The organism is Anaerofustis sp. LCP19S3_F7, from assembly GCF_052119445.1.
GTDB lineage: Bacteria > Bacillota > Clostridia > Eubacteriales > Anaerofustaceae > Anaerofustis > Anaerofustis butyriciformans.
This window is the reverse complement of record NZ_JBQKFF010000007.1, coordinates 78,582-98,341: the sequence shown is the minus strand read 5'-3', so window position 1 is coordinate 98,341 and position 19,760 is coordinate 78,582. Positions and strand designations below refer to the sequence as shown.

The 19,760-nt window shown below is 28.4% G+C and carries 19 protein-coding genes, 3 tRNA genes and 1 pseudogene; 14 read left to right on the top strand and 9 right to left on the bottom strand.

Going from position 1 to position 19,760, the window contains the following annotated elements:
* Positions 1-18: 18 nt before the first annotated feature.
* A complete protein-coding gene (locus tag ACTQYZ_RS08055; RefSeq protein ID WP_441022295.1) occupies positions 19-429 on the bottom strand; it encodes an acyl-CoA thioesterase in 411 nt (136 codons plus the stop codon).
* 189 nt (positions 430-618) lie between these two features.
* On the opposite strand from ACTQYZ_RS08055, the gene ACTQYZ_RS08050 reads away from it, so the two are divergent.
* From ACTQYZ_RS08050 to ACTQYZ_RS08030, 5 genes are all read left to right on the top strand, one after another.
* Positions 619-693 (top strand) — tRNA-Glu (locus ACTQYZ_RS08050).
* An 18-nt stretch (positions 694-711) separates the two neighbouring features.
* Positions 712-788 (top strand) — tRNA-Asp (locus ACTQYZ_RS08045).
* Positions 789-796: 8 nt separating this feature from the next.
* Positions 797-881: transfer RNA gene (locus tag ACTQYZ_RS08040), tRNA-Tyr, on the top strand.
* Positions 882-1,083: 202 nt separating this feature from the next.
* Complete coding sequence (locus tag ACTQYZ_RS08035; protein ID WP_441416365.1) at positions 1,084-2,352, top strand: SLC13 family permease; 1,269 nt, start codon at positions 1,084-1,086, stop codon at positions 2,350-2,352.
* Positions 2,353-2,373: 21 nt separating this feature from the next.
* Positions 2,374-2,847: a hypothetical protein gene (locus ACTQYZ_RS08030; RefSeq protein WP_441022299.1), complete on the top strand. Its 474-nt coding sequence runs from the start codon at positions 2,374-2,376 to the stop codon at positions 2,845-2,847.
* A 27-nt stretch (positions 2,848-2,874) separates the two neighbouring features.
* On the opposite strand, the gene ACTQYZ_RS08025 is transcribed toward ACTQYZ_RS08030, so the two are convergent.
* Positions 2,875-3,603, bottom strand: a complete 729-nt coding sequence (locus tag ACTQYZ_RS08025; RefSeq protein WP_441022301.1) for a TraX family protein — start codon at positions 3,601-3,603, stop codon at positions 2,875-2,877.
* A 69-nt stretch (positions 3,604-3,672) separates the two neighbouring features.
* Entirely contained in the window at positions 3,673-3,933 is a 261-nt protein-coding gene (locus ACTQYZ_RS08020; protein ID WP_007049799.1) for a stage V sporulation protein S, read from the bottom strand.
* Between the two features lie 324 nt (positions 3,934-4,257).
* On the opposite strand from ACTQYZ_RS08020, the gene ACTQYZ_RS08015 reads away from it, so the two are divergent.
* From ACTQYZ_RS08015 to ACTQYZ_RS08000, 4 genes are read left to right on the top strand one after another with little or no spacing between them, the layout of a single operon-like run.
* Complete coding sequence (locus ACTQYZ_RS08015) at positions 4,258-4,830, top strand: 2-oxoacid:acceptor oxidoreductase family protein (protein WP_441022303.1); 573 nt, start codon at positions 4,258-4,260, stop codon at positions 4,828-4,830.
* A 1-nt stretch (position 4,831) separates the two neighbouring features.
* Entirely contained in the window at positions 4,832-5,131 is a 300-nt protein-coding gene (locus tag ACTQYZ_RS08010; protein WP_441416364.1) for a 4Fe-4S binding protein, read from the top strand.
* Entirely contained in the window at positions 5,131-6,312 is a 1,182-nt protein-coding gene (porA, locus tag ACTQYZ_RS08005; protein ID WP_441416363.1) for a pyruvate ferredoxin oxidoreductase, read from the top strand. Before ACTQYZ_RS08010 ends, porA begins: the two co-directional genes overlap by 1 nt.
* A gap of 10 nt (positions 6,313-6,322) precedes the next feature.
* Positions 6,323-7,258 (top strand): thiamine pyrophosphate-dependent enzyme, encoded by a 936-nt coding sequence (locus tag ACTQYZ_RS08000; RefSeq protein WP_441022309.1) that lies wholly within the window; start codon positions 6,323-6,325, stop codon positions 7,256-7,258.
* Between the two features lie 76 nt (positions 7,259-7,334).
* Here ACTQYZ_RS08000 and ACTQYZ_RS07995 read toward each other — a convergent pair whose 3' ends face one another.
* Entirely contained in the window at positions 7,335-8,117 is a 783-nt protein-coding gene (locus ACTQYZ_RS07995) for a TIGR00282 family metallophosphoesterase (protein ID WP_441022311.1), read from the bottom strand.
* 15 nt (positions 8,118-8,132) lie between these two features.
* Positions 8,133-9,680, bottom strand: a complete 1,548-nt coding sequence (gene rny / locus ACTQYZ_RS07990; protein WP_138269335.1) for a ribonuclease Y — start codon at positions 9,678-9,680, stop codon at positions 8,133-8,135.
* A gap of 355 nt (positions 9,681-10,035) precedes the next feature.
* Between rny and mscL the strand changes: the two genes are divergently transcribed.
* Both mscL and catA read left to right on the top strand, forming a co-directional pair.
* Positions 10,036-10,446 (top strand): large conductance mechanosensitive channel protein MscL, encoded by a 411-nt coding sequence (mscL, locus tag ACTQYZ_RS07985; protein ID WP_441022312.1) that lies wholly within the window; start codon positions 10,036-10,038, stop codon positions 10,444-10,446.
* A 53-nt stretch (positions 10,447-10,499) separates the two neighbouring features.
* Positions 10,500-11,122, top strand: a pseudogene (catA, locus tag ACTQYZ_RS07980) (type A chloramphenicol O-acetyltransferase).
* Between the two features lie 56 nt (positions 11,123-11,178).
* Here the strand turns inward: catA and ACTQYZ_RS07975 are convergent.
* From ACTQYZ_RS07975 to ACTQYZ_RS07960, 4 genes are all read right to left on the bottom strand, one after another.
* Positions 11,179-12,333 (bottom strand): DUF3048 domain-containing protein, encoded by a 1,155-nt coding sequence (locus ACTQYZ_RS07975; protein WP_441416362.1) that lies wholly within the window; start codon positions 12,331-12,333, stop codon positions 11,179-11,181.
* Between the two features lie 296 nt (positions 12,334-12,629).
* Entirely contained in the window at positions 12,630-13,277 is a 648-nt protein-coding gene (locus ACTQYZ_RS07970) for an ABC-2 transporter permease (protein ID WP_441416361.1), read from the bottom strand.
* Positions 13,274-14,137 carry an ABC transporter ATP-binding protein gene (locus ACTQYZ_RS07965; RefSeq protein ID WP_441416360.1) on the bottom strand — a complete coding sequence of 288 codons (864 nt, stop codon included), beginning with the start codon at positions 14,135-14,137 and terminating at the stop codon, positions 13,274-13,276. The genes ACTQYZ_RS07970 and ACTQYZ_RS07965 overlap by 4 nt, the downstream gene beginning before the upstream one ends.
* Positions 14,138-14,140: 3 nt before the next feature.
* On the bottom strand, positions 14,141-14,515 hold the full coding sequence (locus ACTQYZ_RS07960) for a GntR family transcriptional regulator (protein ID WP_441022320.1): 375 nt from the start codon (positions 14,513-14,515) through the stop codon (positions 14,141-14,143).
* 166 nt (positions 14,516-14,681) lie between these two features.
* Between ACTQYZ_RS07960 and ACTQYZ_RS07955 the strand changes: the two genes are divergently transcribed.
* The 3 genes from ACTQYZ_RS07955 (at position 14,682) to cas1 (ending at position 19,756) form a co-directional block, all read left to right on the top strand.
* A complete protein-coding gene (locus tag ACTQYZ_RS07955) occupies positions 14,682-15,251 on the top strand; it encodes a xanthine phosphoribosyltransferase (RefSeq protein WP_441022322.1) in 570 nt (189 codons plus the stop codon).
* A gap of 158 nt (positions 15,252-15,409) precedes the next feature.
* Positions 15,410-18,712, top strand: coding sequence for a type II CRISPR RNA-guided endonuclease Cas9 (gene cas9, locus ACTQYZ_RS07950; protein ID WP_441416359.1), 3,303 nt, complete (start codon positions 15,410-15,412; stop codon positions 18,710-18,712).
* A gap of 132 nt (positions 18,713-18,844) precedes the next feature.
* Complete coding sequence (gene cas1, locus ACTQYZ_RS07945; RefSeq protein WP_441416358.1) at positions 18,845-19,756, top strand: type II CRISPR-associated endonuclease Cas1; 912 nt, start codon at positions 18,845-18,847, stop codon at positions 19,754-19,756.
* Positions 19,757-19,760 lie beyond the last annotated feature (4 nt).

The window sequence follows — 19,760 nt, the reverse complement described above, 5'->3', positions numbered from 1 at the left end:
TATGATATCAAACGGTTTTTATTTTTCTACTGCATTTAAAAACATTTCATGAAATTCCTCAGAAACTTTTTTTAAATTTATAATTTTATTATTCATTAAAAAACAATGTTTGCTGCTTCCAGTATTAACAATCTCTCCGGTTTCTTTATTTGTAAGAGTATATTCAAGTTCAAGTCTAATACCGTTGTATTTCTTTATTTTAACATTTACCAAAACTACATCATCAAAATAAACCATATTCTTATATTCACTGCTTACACTAAGAACAGGAGAAATTATCCCCTTTTCTTCCATTTTTTTATAGCTTATTCCAAGATTATCCATAAAATATATCCTTGCACTCTCATACCATCTTATATAATTTGAATGATGAATAATACCCATTTGATCTGTTTCATAATATTCAGCTTTATGTTCGTAATCTTTCATTTTTACCTCTTTGTTTATAAAATAAATTACATTTATATTCTTTCATAAAACATTAAATAAAGGATTATTTTTTAATTTTATGGCAATAAATCCACCTAAATAAAAAACATGAAAAAATTTCATAAAAATTGAAAAAAAAAGCTTGCATTTAACAACTTTTCATGTATAATATAAAAGGACTGTTAATAAGGCCCCTTGGTCAAGCGGTTAAGACGTCGCCCTTTCACGGCGAAAACAGGAGTTCGATTCTCCTAGGGGTCACCAAAGTCTTTTTAATTTTACGGCTCGGTAGTTCAGCTGGTTAGAATGCTAGCCTGTCACGCTAGAGGTCGAGGGTTCGAGTCCCTTCCGAGTCGCCATTTTACCTGGGGGAGTGCCCGAGTGGCTAAAGGGGGCGGACTGTAAATCCGTTGGCTCAGCCTACAATGGTTCGAATCCATTCTCCCCCACCATCCTCATAATTGATTATTATAAGTGTACAATTTGTTTGTACACTTTTTTTATATCCAAATATATAAATATACAAATTATTTTTATTAACTACAACATTTTTTATTATATATAATATGAAAATAAATCATTGCTATAAAAAAACTTTTAATATATAATATACAAGTTTATTGAATATAAAAATAATTTATAGGCAGGTAAAAAATGACAACAGAGCAAATTATTTCAATAGTAATCTTTTTAATTACAATGACGGCAATTATGACAGAAAGAATTCACCGAACCGTTGCAGCAATTACAGGTGCAATACTTCTTATTGTTACACATATTTTAACAATAGAAACAAGCATATCATATGTAGATATAAATACGGTCGGCGTATTGGTTGGCATGATGCTTTTTGTAGCTGTAGTAAAAAATTCAGGTATATTTGAATACATAGCAATCAAGTCGGCTAAAATTGCAAAAGGAAAACCGGTTAATATAATGATTATATTCATTTTAATAACTGCTATTTTGTCAGCATTCCTTGATAATGTTACTACAGTTTTATTAATTGGTCCAATGACAATAGCAATAACAAGAATATTAAATATTAATCCCATACCATTCCTTATTACTCAAATTATGGCTTCAAATATAGGTGGTACTGCAACACTAATTGGGGACCCGCCAAACATAATGATTGGAAGCGCTGCAAATTTAGGATTTACAGATTTTATATTAAATACAGGACTACCTGTAATATTCATTATTATTACAGCAATAATATATTTTCTTTTAATTTATAAAAAACAACTTATTGTTGATGAAGAAAATATAAGTAAAGTAATGGAAATGGATGAAAACAAAGCAATAAAAGATAAATCTTTAATGATAAAAAGTATTGTTCTTATTGTTCTTGTTGTAATCGGATTTATTTTCCATTCTCAGCTACAAATGGAATCTTGCGTTATAGCACTTCTTGCTGCTATAATTATGTTACTTATAGGAAAACAAGATGCAGAAGAAATAATTCTTGGAGTAGAATGGTCAACAATACTTTTCTTTATAGGACTATTTATAGTAGTAGGAGGTCTTGAAGAAACAGGAGTAATCGATAAATTAGCTAACTTATTGGTGTCTGCTACAAGTGGGAATATGGTACTTACAATGATTATAATACTTTGGGCATCCGCAATTATTTCTTCATTCCTTGATAATATTCCTTTCGTTGCAACTTTAATACCACTAATTCTTACAATGCAACAAACAGGAAATATTGACGTAACACCATTATGGTGGGCATTATCTTTAGGTGCTTGTCTTGGAGGTAACGGAACATTAATCGGTGCATCTGCAAATGTAGTTCTATCAAGCATAAGCAACAAAAACGGTTATCCTATAACTTTTAAACATTACATGAAAATAGGTTTTCCGTTAATGACTATATCAATAATAATATCATCTATATATTTATTAATACGATTCTAATAAGAAGAAAGGAGATTTAGCATGAATAGGAATTCAGTAAGCGGAGATATAATAGACTTTAGTCTAAAACAACTTGGTGCAAAAATAAGCAAGTTCAATAGTCAAATGCATTTGGTCGAATTTGATATAAATGAAAAATGTATGGTTTCTTATATCTTCACAATTACAAGAGAAGACAAATTTTATCTACAAAGACTTAAGCCATATCCACTATGGGAAGAAAAATACGCAAGTGTTGATGAAATAGTAAAATTTATCGAAAAAGACATAGCAAAATTTAGAAACGCAGCAAATAGTAATAACTTTGATAAATTTATTGAGATTGCACAAAGCAGTGTTTTTATCTCTCAATATTTAGAAAATCTGTTTTTAAATTACAATATTGACAGAGAAATGCTTGATAATATTGAGGTGGGAATAAAAGAAATAATGGAAGTTATTCAAATGCATAATACAGAAGAAGCATATGAAAAAATAAAAGTAAAACTAAAATAAAAAAGACAGTATATACTGTCTTTTTTTTTAATTTATAAAAATACCCAAAATATAAATTCGAATAAAAACAAGCAAAGTTAAATGAATAGGATAAAACAAATAAAAAAGATATTTTATATTTAATTTTCCCTTTAATCCATTATACATATTAATAATTAAAAGAGAAAATACACTTATGCAAAAAAATCTTCTCGAACTATACATAAGTAAAACACCGGATAATAAAAACATCATTGATTTATCATTTCTAAACAAATAAAATATAGCTATTAGTAGAATACCTATATAATCATAATCCAAACGAAGATAATAACTTAAAATACCAAAAATAAATATTATTACCCCCTGCTTAACAATTTCTCCGTTATTTTTACTTAAAGCCCAAAGCATCAAAACAGCAAGAGCAAATTCAAACAAAACATTTTGATATCCCAAATAAAAAAATAAATTATGAAATGCTAAATCAAAAGGAATTTCAGAAATAAAAGCAAATATTAATATCCTACATAAATAATTTTTTATATTTTTTTTATGCAAAAAACCTTCTACAATAAAATAGCAAAATAAAGGAAAAGATATTCTTCCAATAAATCTCAAAGCATAATCAAGATTAAACCAAAACAATGCATCTCTTCCCCAAAATTCACTAAAATTTAATATACCATTTTCTATTAAAACTCCTCCAATATGGTCTATAAGCATTAATATTAAAGCAATAATTTTAATCTGATTTGAATTTAAACATGTTTTTATCATTTTACCACCTTAATAAATAATACCATAAAAACAAAAATATCAATAAAAAAAGCACTACAATGTAGTGCCTTATCTGCTTTTAACTATTAATTTAATTCCTGTTCTGTCACTGCCATTTATTTCAACTTCCGTAAATGCGGGAATACAAACAAGATCATGCCCTCCCGGAGCAACATATCCTCTGGCAATGGCTATGGCTTTTATCGCTTGATTTAACGCTCCTGCTCCAATTGCCTGAACCTCTGCCTGATCACTTTCTCTAATTACACCCGCAAGCGCCCCCGCAACAGAATTAGGGTTTGAACCGGATGATACTTTCAATACTTCCATAATGTTTCCTCCTAAAATATAAGTTATTAATAAGTTAATTTCTTCATTAATTAATATGTAATAAAACTTGTATTATTCCCATAATTAATGAATTTTATAATGACTTTCTTTAAATATTACTATGAAAATCTAAAATCATAATATCATAACTATTTATAGAACTTTTGTGCTTTTTGTCGAAGAAATTAATATAAAAAGAATAATAAATTTCAATAATTTTCTAAATATTTTTATTATTTTGGAAATTATTGTTTGTAATTTTCAGAAAATTCTGATATAATATGCGGGTATACTTTAATTTACTATATATAAAGGAGATAAAATATGAATAACTGTGTAGAAATAAGATGGCACGGAAGAGGCGGTCAAGGAGCAAAAACTGCAGCTTTGTTACTTGCCGATGTTGCCTTCCAAACAGGAAAATATGTACAAGGTTTCCCTGAATACGGACCAGAACGTATGGGAGCACCAATAACTGCATATAACCGTATAAGCGATACTCCTGTAAGAGTGCATTCAAATATATATACACCACAATTCGTGGTAGTTGTAGACGAAAGTTTACTTGACAGCGTTGATGTAACAAAAGGACTTAAAGAAGACGGTGCTATAGTAATAAATACAACAAAAGATAAAGAAGAAATAAAACACCTTCTAAATGATTATAAAGGCGATATCTATACAATAGACGCAAAAAAAGTTTCAATGGCTTGTCTTGGAAAATACTTTCCAAACTCTCCAATGCTTGCAGCAATAGTTAAAGTATCGAAAATAATGGATGAAGATTTATTTTTAAAAGAAATGAAAGCATCTTTTGAACATAAATTCGCAAACAAACATGAAGTTGTAAGCGGAAACATGAAAGCTCTTAAAATGGCATTAAGGGAGGTAAGATAATATGGCTGATATAAAAAAATTAAGTAAAAAACCCGCATGGCACGAACTTACAACAGCAATGACAATAGATGAAGGCGGTACTTCTAAATTATTTAATACAGGAGAATGGACAAGTGTAAAACCTAAAGTAATCGAGGAAGAATGTAGACAATGTCTTTTATGTGCACAAGCTTGTCCCGACAGTGCAATACCAATTTGCAATAATCACAGAGTTGCAGTTGATGTAAACCACTGTAAAGGTTGTGGAATATGCGTAAAAATTTGCCCATTTGGTGCAATAAAAATGGAAGGAGTAAAATAATGACAAAGAAAGACAGATTATCAGGAAACGAAGCGGCAGCATACGCTCTAAAACAAATTAATCCGGATGTATTCCCTGCATTTCCAATTACTCCATCTACAGAAATACCACAATATTTCGCATCTTTTGTATCTAACGGAAAAGTAAATACAGAATTTATCACAGTTGAAAGTGAACATTCTTCAATGAGTGCAGCAGTAGGTGCCGAGGCAGCAGGAGCAAGAAGTGTTACAGCAACATCATCTTGCGGACTTGCTTTTATGTGGGAAGAACTATACGTTGCAGCATCAGACAGACTTCCTATTTTACTTACACTTGTAAACAGAGCCCTATCAGGACCTATAAACATAAACTGTGACCACTCAGACAGTATGGGAGCAAGAGATTCAGGCTGGATTCAAATATATTCTGAAAACAATCAAGAAGCATATGATAATATAATTCAAGCTTATCCTATTGCAGAAAATAAAGATGTATTACTCCCTATAATGATTTGTCAAGACGGATTTATAACATCTCATGCAGTTGAAAATATAGAGCTTTTAGATGATAAAGATGTTAAAGATTTTGTAGGCGAATACGAACCTGAAAAATATCTTTTAAATCCTAAAAAATCTTTTGCAATCGGAGCTTATTCAGTAACTGATTATTATATGGAAGCAAAAGTTGCACAAGCTAATGCAATGAAAAATGCAAAACAAGTTATACTTGACATTGCAGAAAAGTTTGAAAAAATTTCAGGAAGGAAATACGGACTTTTTGAAGAATACAAATTAGATGATGCTGATTATGCAGTAGTAATCATTGGTTCTGCAGCAGGAACAACAAAAGATACAATAGATAAAATGAGAAAAGAAGACAAAAAAGTGGGACTTTTAAAAGTAAGAGTATTCAGACCTTTCCCTGCAGAAGAAATTGCACAGGCTCTTAAAAACGTAAAAGCCGTTGCAATAATGGATAGAGCTGAAAGCTTTAGTTCTCAAGGAGGTCCTCTTGGAAGCGAAGTTATGTCTTCTCTTTATAAAGCAAATAATAATTGCAAAGCAGTAAACTATATTTATGGTCTTGGAGGAAGAGACGTTACTGTAGACGATATGGAAAATGTATTTAACGAACTTGAAAATATACATAAATCTAATGAAAAATACGATACTTACAGATTTATGGGTGTAAGAGAATAGAGGTGGCAGTATGAGTTATAATTTTAAAGAAATAATGAGCAGACCTGAACGTTTAGCACCGGGACACAGAATGTGTGCAGGATGCGGAGGAACAATCACAGTAAGAAACGTACTAAGAGGGTTAAAACCTGAAGATAAAGCTGTAATAGGCAATGCCACCAGTTGTATGGAAGTATCAACATTTATATATCCTTATACATCTTGGGAAGACAGTTATATACATAATGCATTTGAAAACGCAGCTGCAACTATAAGCGGTGTTGAAGGTGCATATAAGGCATTAAAAAGAAAAGGAAAACTTAAAAAAGATCCAAATTTTAAATTTATTGTATTCGGTGGAGACGGAGGTACATACGATATAGGACTTCAATCTCTATCAGGAGCAGTTGAACGTAACCATGACTTTACTTACGTTTGCTATGATAACGGTGCTTATATGAACACTGGTATCCAACGTTCTTCAGCTACTCCAATGTACGCCGATACAACAACAACACCTGTTGGTAAAAAAAGTAACGGAAAACTTCAAAACAGAAAAGACCTTACTGAAATAATGGTTGCACATAATGCTCCATATGTTGCGCAAACAACATTTGTACAAAACTTTAGAGATTTACATTTAAAAGCTGAAAAAGCAATATATACAAAAGGTGCAACATTCCTAAATGTAATGTCTCCTTGTCCAAGAGGTTGGAGATATAATACTTCTGATATTATTGAAATATGCAACTTAGCAGTAGAAACATGTTACTGGCCACTATTTGAAGTAATAGACGGAGAATGGAAACTTAACTATGAACCAAAGAAAAAACTTCCTATTGAAGATTTTTTAAGACCACAAGGAAGATTTAAACATCTATTCAAAAAAGGAAACGAAGATTTAATTGAACAATTCCAAAAAGAAGTAGATAAACGCTGGGAAAATCTTTTGAAAAAATGTAAATAGGTAGCCATAATATAAAAATACAGACTGTATAATACAGTCTGTATTTTTTATAAAAAAAAACGACAAAACTGCCGTTTTAATCATATATCCTATAAATTCTTTCTACATTTGTGCATTTAAAAGTCTCATCATCAAAAGTAAAAACAGCTCCATTTATCTGTCTTCTTCCCATTGCAAGAGCATATTTACCCGTTGGTCTTTGTGCTCTAAATTTCTTTACAATAAATTCTCTATCTACGCCTATAACCCCGTCAACACTTCCGCACATTCCAACATCTGTTATATAACCTGTTCCATTTTCCAAAACCATGTTGTCTGCAGTTTGAACATGAGTATGAGTTCCATATACACCGGAAAATCTTCCATCAACAAAATATCCCATTGCAATTTTTTCGCTTGTTGCTTCTGCATGAAAATCTAACATAATAATATCGCATATATTTTTTATTTCTTCATATATTTTATCTGCAACATCAAAAGGATTATCAAGAGGATTTAAGTAAGTAGTTCCAGATAAATTTACAACCCCTACCCTTACTTTTCCAACTCTATACACTTCATATCCTCTTCCAGGACAAGGATAAGGATAATTTGCAGGTCTTATCATTCTATCTTCTTCTTGAATAAAATTATATACATCTTTATTATCCCAAATGTGATTTCCAGATGTTATAACATCAATACCGCAACTTCTAAGTTCGTTGTATACTTTTCTTGTTATTCCTTTTCCGTTAGCCGAATTTTCTCCGTTTGCAATTACAAAATCCGCTTTATATTCTGCTTTAATATCAGAAAGCTCATCAACGATGAGCTTTCTTCCATATTTAGCGAATATATCACCAAATACTAAAATCTTCAATTTTTACCTCTTTAACTATTTTGCATATTCTGTTGCTCTTGTTTCTCTTATTATGCTTACTTTGATATGACCTGGATATTCAAGATCATTTTCAACCATATTTGCTATTTCTTTTGCAACATGAACCATTTGTAAATCATCTACCTGTTCTGGTTTAACCATAACTCTGATTTCTCTTCCGGCTTGGATTGCATAAGATTTATCAACGCCTTCAAAAGAATTTGCAATTTGTTCTAATTTTTCAAGACGTTTTGTATAGCTTTCAAGTGTTTCTCTTCTTGCTCCCGGTCTAGCGGCAGAAATAGCATCAGCAGCTTGAACCAATACAGCTTCAACAGTTGCAGGTTCAACATCACCGTGGTGAGCTTCAACAGCATGAATAACTTCTTTGTTTTCTTTATATTTCTTTAATAAATCAACACCTATAGAAACATGGCTTCCTTCAACTTCATGGTCAATTGCTTTACCTATATCATGAAGCATACCTGCTCTTCTTGCAAGTTTTGCATTTGCACCAAGTTCATCTGCCATAATTCCCGCTAAGTTTGCAACTTCAATAGAATGTTTTAATACATTTTGTCCGTAACTTGTACGATAATGAAGTCTACCTATAAGTTTTGTTAAATCAGGATGAAGTTTCATAACGTTTGTATCAAATAACGCTTGTTCACCCATTTCTCTAATTTTTGTATCAATTTCTTTTTCTGCTTTTTTAATTGTTTCTTCAATTCTTGCAGGATGAATTCTTCCATCAACAATAAGTCTTTCAAGAGAAATTCTTGCAATTTCTCTTCTTACAGGATCAAATCCTGAAAGAATAACAGCTTCAGGAGTATCATCAATAATTAAATCAATACCCGTTAAAGTTTCAATTGTTCTTATGTTTCTTCCTTCTCTACCGATTATTCTACCTTTCATTTCATCGTTAGGTAAGTTTACTACAGAAACAGTAGTTTCTGCAACATGATCGGCAGCACATCTTTGAATTGCATAAGATACAATTTCCATAGCTTTTTTATCAGCTTGTTCCTTTGCTTCCAATTCCTTATTTTTAATAAGTAATGCAGTCTCTCTGGAAATTTGCTTTTCAACATCAGAAAGAAGTAGTTGTCTAGCTTCTTCAAATGTTAGTTTTGAAATCTTTTCAAGCTCTTTAATTTGTTCTTGATGAGTTTTTTCAAGTTTATCTTCTTTTTTTAGAAGCTCTTCATTTTTCTTTATCAAAGAAGCTTCTTTATGATCTAAAGCATCGCTTCTTTTATCTGCCATTTCTTCTCTTTGAAGAACTCTTTTTTCAACAAGTTGAAGTTCTTCTCTTCTGGCTCTTGCTTCTTTGTCAAATTCAGTTTTTAAATTAAGCACTTCGTCTTTTGCTTCAATAAGCTTTTCTTTTTTTATTCTTTCGCCTTCTTTTAAAGCATCTTCGACCATCTTATTAGCAGTTTGTTCGGCATTTCTAAGTTTGCCTTCGCCAGATGTCTGCTTATAATATCCACCGATGAAAAAGCAAATTATCCCAATAACAGCCGCTATAATTAGCACTACTGGAAGTGATAATTCCATTTTCTCCTCCTTATTTTAAATTAATTAATAAAAATATTTAATTTTAAGTATGTAACGAAAATTAACCAAACAAAACAATACTATGTTTCTGGTATTAGAGTTAAAAATATATAAAAATATAAAATTTTAAATATATATAAATACTAAAAAAGTTTAGTTTATTATCGTAATTTAAACATACTACCTACTAATTTTAATGTTTTTTCACTATTAAGTCAACAAAAAAATAAAAAGGTTTTTATAAAATTCATAATATTTTTTACAATTTTTTACTATTAAAATATTATTATGATTTTATGTTTTAATAAAACACAAAATGCGGTATAATATTTAGCACAAAAAGGAGGTAATTTTTATGAAACAATTCCTTAATGAATTTAAAGAGTTTGCTTTAAGAGGGAATGTAATGGATTTAGCAGTCGGTGTTATAATCGGGGGTGCTTTTCAATCAATAATAAACTCTCTTGTTAAAGATATAATCTCCCCTATTATTGGCTTATTTGCCAGAACTGATTTTTCAGACATGGTTATAACAGTACTTGATGTTCAAATTAGATATGGTTCTTTTATAACTGCCGTAATAAACTTTTTAATAATGGCATTTATTATCTTTGTTATGGTGAAAATGTTAAACAAATTAGCATCAATCGGAAGAAAACAAAAAGAAGATGAATCACCTAAAACAAAAAAATGCCCTTATTGCTTAAGTGAAATACCAGCAGATGCCACAAAATGCGCACATTGTACTTCTGATTTAACAGAATAAATTTAATTAACTTAAAATAAAAAGTTTATTAAAATTACAATCAAGGAGTTAAAATGCAATTTAAAAAAATAAATATAAATAATTGGAATAGGAAAGAATATTTTGAACATTATTTTTCTAATATACCTTGTACATATAGTATGACTATAAAATTAGATATTACAAAAATAAAATCAAAAAATATAAACTTATATCCAACAATGCTTTACTATATAACAGATATTGTAAATAAACATGATGAATTTAAAACAGCTTTTAATGAAAATGGTGAGCTTGGCATTTATGACGAAATGATACCTTGCTATACAATATTTCATAAAGATACAAAAACTTTTTCAAATATTTGGACAAAGTATACATCAAACATTGATGATTTTTATGATGAATATGAAAATGATTTAAAACAATACGGAAACAAAAAAAATTAAATGCAAAACCTAATATTCCAAGTAATATCTTTAATGTATCAATGATACATTAGACAACTTTTGAAAGTTTTAATTTAAACCTTCAAAAAGGATATACCTATTTATCACCTATTTTCACATTAGGAAGATATTATAAAGAAGATGAAAAGTTCTTAATGCCATTATCTATACAAGTTCACCATGCAGTATGTGACGGATTTCATATATGTCAATTTTTAAATGAATTACAGGATTTAATAAACAAATAAAAACATATATAAATTTATTTAAATAATTACAATAAAAAAGAGCTAAACGCTCTTTTTTATTGTGCAGCTTGAGGCTCAGGTGAATATATTTCTCTTGTTTGTATATCTTCTTTATTTAATTCAAAATCAGTTTTATCTTTTTGTATAACACCTATATAACTTTTCCCTTCATATACTGGAAGCTCATTTCCTTCAAGAGTAGTAATTTTCAAATCACCCTCTTCACTATCTTTTGACCATTTAATCTCCTGAACTCTTCCGTTTGAAAGATAATATCCGCTTCCACCTTTCCAATCAACTTCTTTTAACTCCCCTATCCCAAGCATTCCTATATCGGTTTCCAATACAAATACATTTGTAAAAGCCAACTGTTCATTCGTCTTTCCGTCAACTTGCTCTTTACCACTATGTTGTTTTTTATAAGTTTTACTTTCACTGTCAAATGTAAAAGTAGAATAATATTCATTAGAGAAATTTAATGTAGCCTTGTTGCAAGCAGTAAGTTTAGTTGTTTCAATAACTTCTTTAGTTTCTTCCTTTTCTTTTCCACCAAATAACTTTTCAAAGAAACCAGGTTCTTCCTCTACAGCTTCTTCTTCCACAATTGGTTCAAAAGCAAATATAGGTTTATTTTTTTCTTCCTTTAAATCTATTCTAATATTTTCTTTTTTAATAACTTCAGGAATATTTTCTCCTTTTAAATATCCCGTATGTTCTAAAGCATAGCCGCTATTTAATCTGTCTTGATCTCTATCAAATAAATCAGTTCCATAGGTCATACCGTCAAATCTATCTATACCTAAACTATTTAAGGTATTTGTAGCATAGTCATTTCCACCCCAGTGAATATATATGCTGTCAAAACTATCTGCAAATATAGGGAAATAATATCTACAGCTTCTTATAGGGCAAACACTTGGTACTTTAGTATAATCACCATAAATTGCCATAAGTCTTGTTATATTTCCTTCTACAGGAATTTCAAAAATGATATCTGCGTCCCCTATTCCATATTGCGGCAAAGCTTCCTTATGATTATTTACCATTACTGCAATTGGTCGTTTTCCAACTGCTTCTTTTGATATGCCTTCAAGTCCTGTAAGTGGATTAACATCTACCTTAACTTCGGCAGTCTCTTCTTTTCCACATCCATAAAATGTTCCAAGAACTAAAAATATGCATGTTATAATTGCAATGAGTTTCTTATTCATAATATCCACCCCCTATATATAAAAAATTTTATCATAAAACTTCTTGTTATGCAAACTTTTACATATTTTATATACTTACTATATAATTCTTATTTATATAATTTACATTAAATAAAAAACTTATGTATAAACTTAAAAAAATTAGATAAAAAAGCATTAACAAAAAATAGATAAAATAGTATTAAATAAAATAATTAAGAAATATTATCTCTTTTGTAATACATAATTTAAACCCCAAAATAAATATATAAGTTAAATATTAAAAATATAAAAAACTGCCCTAAATGAGCAGTTTTTTATGAATGTCTCCTTTTATATATTTTCAAAGAAGCAAAATAACTTATTATCATTAATACAATACCTGCTATTAATCCTATTGAAAGAATCATATGAACATTATTCATTATATAAGATATATAATCAACTCTCCAAGAAGTTGCACCATAAAATCCCGCAATCATCATAATAAGAAGTATATATAAAACAACACCTTTCTTATTTCCAAGAAGTACAAATATAAAGAAGCTTATAGCATTAAATATAAGCCCTACTCCAATGGAAAATAAGAATACACTTAAAGCAGAAGATAATGAAATGCTTTTATAAATATCTACATATACATAACATACAATTAAATTTAAAATAAAACATAAACCAAGCATTATAAATCCGGTCAAATACTTTGAAAATATTATTTCTTTTTTGGTCATTGGATAAGTAAGCTGTATTTTATCAAAATCAGTTTTTTCATCTTCTTCAACAGTTACTTGAAACAAAGAGGAGCCAAGCATAGGAAGTGTTATACCACAAAAAAGTAAAAAACCAAAGTTTGTTCTCATAAAAATCATAAGTGCAACAATAAATAAAAAAGCAAATATAAAACTAATTAAATTCTTTTTTATTCCAAATCCCAAATAAAAATCTTTAAATATTATTCCTTTCATTGTACCTTTTCTCCTTTAATGTAAAATAACATAACATCTTCAACACTTGCATTTTCTATAATCAAATCTTTATAAATATTCATAAGCTCCATTCTGTTTTTAACCAAAACTTTATACGAAAAGGCTTCTTTTCTATAAAAAACAATATCATCAGGGCTTAAACTATCAAAGAAATCTTTTTTGCATGAAAGAACACCGTAATTATCATGTATATCTTCATACTCTTTAACAAACTGTAATCTCCCTTCATGTATAAATGCTATATAATCTGATATTTTATCAAGATCACTTGTAATATGAGAAGAAATTAATATACTGTTTTCTTCATTTTCCGTATAACTTCTAAGTAACTCCAAAATTTCATCTCTAAATACAGGATCGAGCCCACTTGTAGATTCATCAAGAATTAAAAATTTAGGACTATGAGAAAGTGCCAATGCAAATTCAAGTTTCATTTTCATTCCTTTTGAGAATTTCTTTATTTTCTTATTAACAGGCAGACCAAAATTTTCAAGTAAAGAATAATATTTTTCATTATCCCAATTTTTATATATCTTTGAAAGCATCTTACCTATTAATTTAGCATTCATATATTCGCTATAATGACTTTTATCAAAAATTACCGCAATATCTTCTTTTATATATTTTTCATGTTCATTAATATTTTTATTAAATATTTTCACTTCACCTTTTTCAGGTTCATTAATATTTAAAATCGCATTTATAAAAGTAGACTTCCCTGCACCGTTTTCCCCTATTAAACCAACAACGCTCCCTTTAGGTATTTTTAAAGAAATATCATCAAGTTTAAAATCCTTATATTCTTTTGTAAGATTGTTTACCTCAAGTACATATTCCATAACTTAACCCTCCTCATAAAACATATCAATAAGTTTTAAAAGCTGTTCTTTCTTAATATCATTTTCCTTTGATATATCTACAACTTCTTCAATCATGCTTTCAACTTTTCTTAAATTTTCTTCTCTGATAAAATCATTATTTTGAGCTGAAACAAACGTACCTCTCCCAACGCCTGATTCTATAAATCCATCTCTTTGCAAATCCTCATATACTCTTTGAGATGTTATTACGCTTATATGAAGTTCTTTTGCAAGTTTTCTCATAGAAGGAAGAGAATCTCCCGGTTTTAACTCTCCTTTAATAATCATCGCTTTTATCTGAGATGTTATTTGTTCATATATTGGTTTATTACTATTATTACTTAAAATAATTTCCACAAAATCATCTCCTTTAAATTGTACTTATATTATGAGTACATTATATATAATAATATATATATTGTCAATATATAATAAGTACAATTTTATTTTATTAATAACATTCTTGAAAAATATACAAACATAATGTATTATTTTAATCATAAAAATCCTGAGAGGCGAAAAAATGGAACTATTAAAAAACAAAATATTAAAAGACGCAACAGTTAAAGAAGGAAACGTACTAAAAGTAGACAGTTTCTTAAATCACCAAATGGACATAAATCTAATAAATGAAATAGGTAAAGAATTTAAAAGAAGATTTAAAGACAAAAAAATAACAAAAATACTTACAATAGAAGCATCAGGAATAGGTATTGCCTGTATAACCGCACAGTATTTTGGAGTAGATGTGGTATTTGCAAAAAAAACCCAAAGTATTAATATAGACGGAGAAGTATATCATTCAAAAGTAAAATCATTTACACACAATAAGATCTATGATGTTATACTTTCAAAGAAATTTTTAGATAAAGATGACCACGTACTTATAATAGACGATTTTCTTGCAAACGGATGCGCACTTCTTGGACTTATTCAAATTGTAAAAGAAGCAGGAGCAACAATAGAAGGTGCAGGCATAGTAATTGAAAAAGGAATGCAGGAAGGTGGAAAAATTATCAGAGAAAAAGGAATCAACCTTGAATCTCTTGCAATAATCGATTCTATGGATAACGGTGAGATAGTATTTAGATAAAAACACGTAATAACGTGTTTTTTTATTATAAAAATTTTTATTAGGTGGGAAATATTTCTCTATCTTACCAAATAGCATAAAAAAATATTGTCATATTCTACGATAAAATAAAATATATGCTATACTAGAAACAAGGAAAATAAACGGGAGGTATGTAAATGGGTATTAAATTGGGCTTAGATATCGGCACATCATCTGTGGGCGTTGCAGTTATTGATGATGATTATAATGTACTTGAAGCTGTATCTGATATTTTTACAGAAGCCGATGCAAGCAAGAATGTTGAAAGAAGAGGTTTTAGACAAACAAAAAGACTTATACGAAGAAGACAAAATAGAATAAGTGATTTTAAAGGATTATGGGAAAAATATAATCTTGAAATTCCAAAAGAAAAAATAAACAATCAACTTATTTTAAAAAATAAAGGATTAAACGAAAAACTAACACAAAATGAAATTTATTACGTTCTTTTAAATTCTTTAAAACACAGGGGTATTACTTATCTAGATGATGCTATAGATGAAACAAGTAAAAGTAAATCTGATTATCAAAAGGGTATTGAAATAAATCAAAATGAGCTAAAAAACAAATTCCCTTGTCAAATTCAATTAGAAAGATTAAATACTCTTGGTAAATATAGAGGAGAAACAATTGTAAAAGAAAATGATGAAACAATTACATTTAGCAATATCTTTACAAAATCATCTTATAGAAAAGAAAATGAAGAATTCCTAAATAAACAAAGTGAATTTCATAATTTTATTACAAAAGAATTTATTGATGATTATTTAGCAATATTTGACAGAAAAAGAGAATATTATGTAGGTCCTGGAAATGAGAAATCAAGAACGGATTACGGAAGATACACAACAAAAAAAGATGAAAATGGAAACTATATTACAGAAGAAAATATATTTGAAAAACTAATTGGAAAATGTAGTGTATATGAAAATGAAAGAAGAGCCGCAGGGGCATCTTATACAGCACAAGAATTTAACATATTAAATGACCTAAACAATATTACAATAGGAAATAGAAAATTAACAAAAGAAGAAAAAATAGAAATTATTAATACTGTTAAAACATCAAAAACAGTGAATATGCTAAAAATAATAGCTAATGCTACTAATGAAGATATTAAAACCATGTTTGGTTCAAGAGAAGATAAAAACGGTAAACCTGATTTTCATAAATTTGAACAATATAATAAATTAAGAAGAACACTTGAAGAGCATGATATAGATATTAATGATTTTTCTATTGAAACATTGGATAAAGTTGCAGAAATTCTTACAATAAACACCGAAAAAGAAGGAATTTTAAATGCAATAAAAAATTCTAATTTAAATTTTAGTGACGAATTAATAGAAATATTAATTGCTTTTAGAAAGAAAAACTCTTCTCTTTTCTCAAAATGGCAATCTTTATCTTTAAAAATCATGAAAGAATTAATTCCACAAATGTATGAAGAACCTAAAAATCAAATGGAACTTCTTACTGAAATGGGATTTTTCAAAAAAAATAGTGAAAAATTTAAAGAAAATAACAAAATACCTAAGGAAGAAATAACAAAAGAAATATATAATCCTGTAGTAAAAAAATCTATATCAATAACAATTGATGCTATAAATGCCGTAATAAAAAAATATGGATATCCCGATGAAATAGTAATCGAAATGCCAAGAGATAGAAACACTGAGGAAGAAAAGAAAAATATTGAAAAAATGCAAAAAGCAAATGAAAATGAAATGAAAAAGATTAAAGAAAGATTATTTAAAGAGTATAATATTGATCTTCAAGACAAACATTTTCATAACCATAAAAACCTTGCATTAAAATTAAAGCTTTGGAATGAACAAGACGGAAGATGTATGTACAGCGGCGAATACATAAATATAGAAGACTTAATATATGATTATTCTAAATTTGAAATTGACCATATAATTCCAAAATCAATATCATTTGACGACAGCAGAAGCAATAAAGTATTGGTATACAGAAGAGAGAACCAACTAAAAGGAAACACTACACCTTATATGTATCTAAAAGATATAGACAGAAAATGGAATTTTGATGAATTCATGAGTTATGCTCTTGACTTAAAGGATAGAAATCTTATAAATAAGAATAAACTTAAAAATCTTTTATTTACAGAAGATATTACGAAAATCGAAGTTTTAAAAGGATTTATACAAAGAAATATCAATGATACAAGATATGCTTCAAGAGTAGTTCTAAATTCTTTACAAAACTATTTCAAATCAAAAAACAAAGATACAAAAATAAGTGTAATAAGAGGAAGCTTCACTCATCAAATGAGAGATAAGTTAAAACTTAAAAAAGACAGAGATGAGAGTTATTCTCATCATGCAGTGGATGCAATGCTTATTTGTTATTCAAAAATGGGATATAATGCATACCATAAATTCCAAGAAAATTTTATTGACTTTGAGCATAATGAAATAAAAGATAAAATGCAATGGATTGCCGGAATAAAAGATGAAAAATTAGACGATATAATGTATGAAAAGAAATGGAATATAATAAGAAATAACATCTTAAAAGCAGAAAAAGAAGTTAAATTCTGGCATAAAGTGGATAAAAAAGCAAATAGAGGTTTATGTAATCAAACAATAAGAGGAACAAGAAACTACGATGAAAAAACATATAAAATAAACAAAATCAATATCCTTACAGATGATGGATTTAAAACATTTAAAACGAAAATACAAAAAGGAAAAGAAAGTGATTTCTTAATGTACAGAAATGACAAAAAAACTTTTGATATTTTATTAAAAATATTTAACGAATATAAAGACTGTAAGAATCCTTTTGTTGAATATGAAAAAGAAACGGGAGATTATATAAGAAAATATTCAAAAAAAGGAAACGGAGTAAGAATACAAATTTTAAAATATCTTGATGGAGAAGTTGGTTCTTGTATTGATGTTTCCCATAAATACGGTCATAAAAAAGGAAGCAAAAAAGTTATCCTTGAAAGCTTAAATCCATACAGAACAGATGTTTATTATAACGAAGAAAAGAAAGAGTATTATTTAATCGGAGTAAAATATGCCGATTGTAGAAGTAAAGATGGTAAATATTTTATAGATAAAGAAAAATATAACACTGCTTTAAGAAACGAAAAAATTATAAAAGAAAACCAAAGCATGGAGGATTTAAAAGCTCTTGGCTGGAAATATAAATTTTCGCTATATAAAAATGATTTTATAGAATACGAAAAAGATGGAGAAATATTTATAGAAAGATTCCTTTCAAGAACAAAACCAAAAGCAAAAAACTATATAGAAACAAAACCTATTTTTGCACCAAACTTCGAAAAACAAAAACAAATTGGATTAAGCAAAACAAAGATGATAAAAAAAATAAGAGTGGATATTCTTGGAAATAGATATTATGCAAAAGACGAAGATTTCACTTTGGATATTGACATTTATTAAAAATGAATATATAATGTTATTGTAGATTTTTACAATAACTCAATTTATTCAGATCTACTAAAATAAGGCTTTATGCCGAACTCAAGGACGTCTTCGGACGTCCTTTTTTATTATATTTGTAAGGAGAAAACAATGGCATTTAGAGTGCTTTTAATAGAAAACGAAGTAAATATAAAATTAAACTTAGATAATCTCGTAATAACAAAAGAAGGAAAAGTCATATGGGTTCCTATAAGAGACTTATCAATGATAGTATTAGATAATTTAAAAACAAACCTAACATCAAGGATGTTATGTGCTCTTGCAAAAAATAATGTTGGAATAATAATATGCGACCAAGAACATCTGCCCATAGGATTTTATTCATCCTTTGACAATCACAGCAGAATATCAAAAACAATAAAATATCAAACTGAAAAAGATGAAAATTTTTATGCTCTTCTTTGGGAAAAGATAGTTAAAGAAAAAATAAAAAATCAAATAAGAGTTTTAAAGCTATTAGATAAAAGCGAAGATATTCAAAATAAAATGAATGAATTCATAAAACAAATGCAGCATAACGATGAAAACAACAGAGAAGCTCACAGCGCAAAAATATATTTTAATGAACTTATGGAATGTTCATTTTCAAGAAGAAATGATGATATCTTATTAAATTCGGGACTTAACTATGGATATACCATAATAAGGTCCTTTTTAGCAAGAGTATGCGTTGGATACGGACTTAATACTCAACTTGGAATACATCATAAAAACGAATATAACAGATTTAATTTCGTTGACGACATAATAGAGCCTATTAGACCATTTATAGATTTTTTTGCATATAATCTTTTAAAAGAAGAAAAATATTTCACCCCTAACCATAGGAGAGAACTAATAAACTTTTTAAATCATAAAGTTTTATATAACAACAAAAAAATGTATATATGCAACATGCTTGAAGAATATGTATACAATATAGCCGGATATTTTGAAGGAAGAAAGGAAGAAATAATCTTTCCAAATGTTGAAGATTATATTGGAAAAGAAAATGAGGTATAAAGTA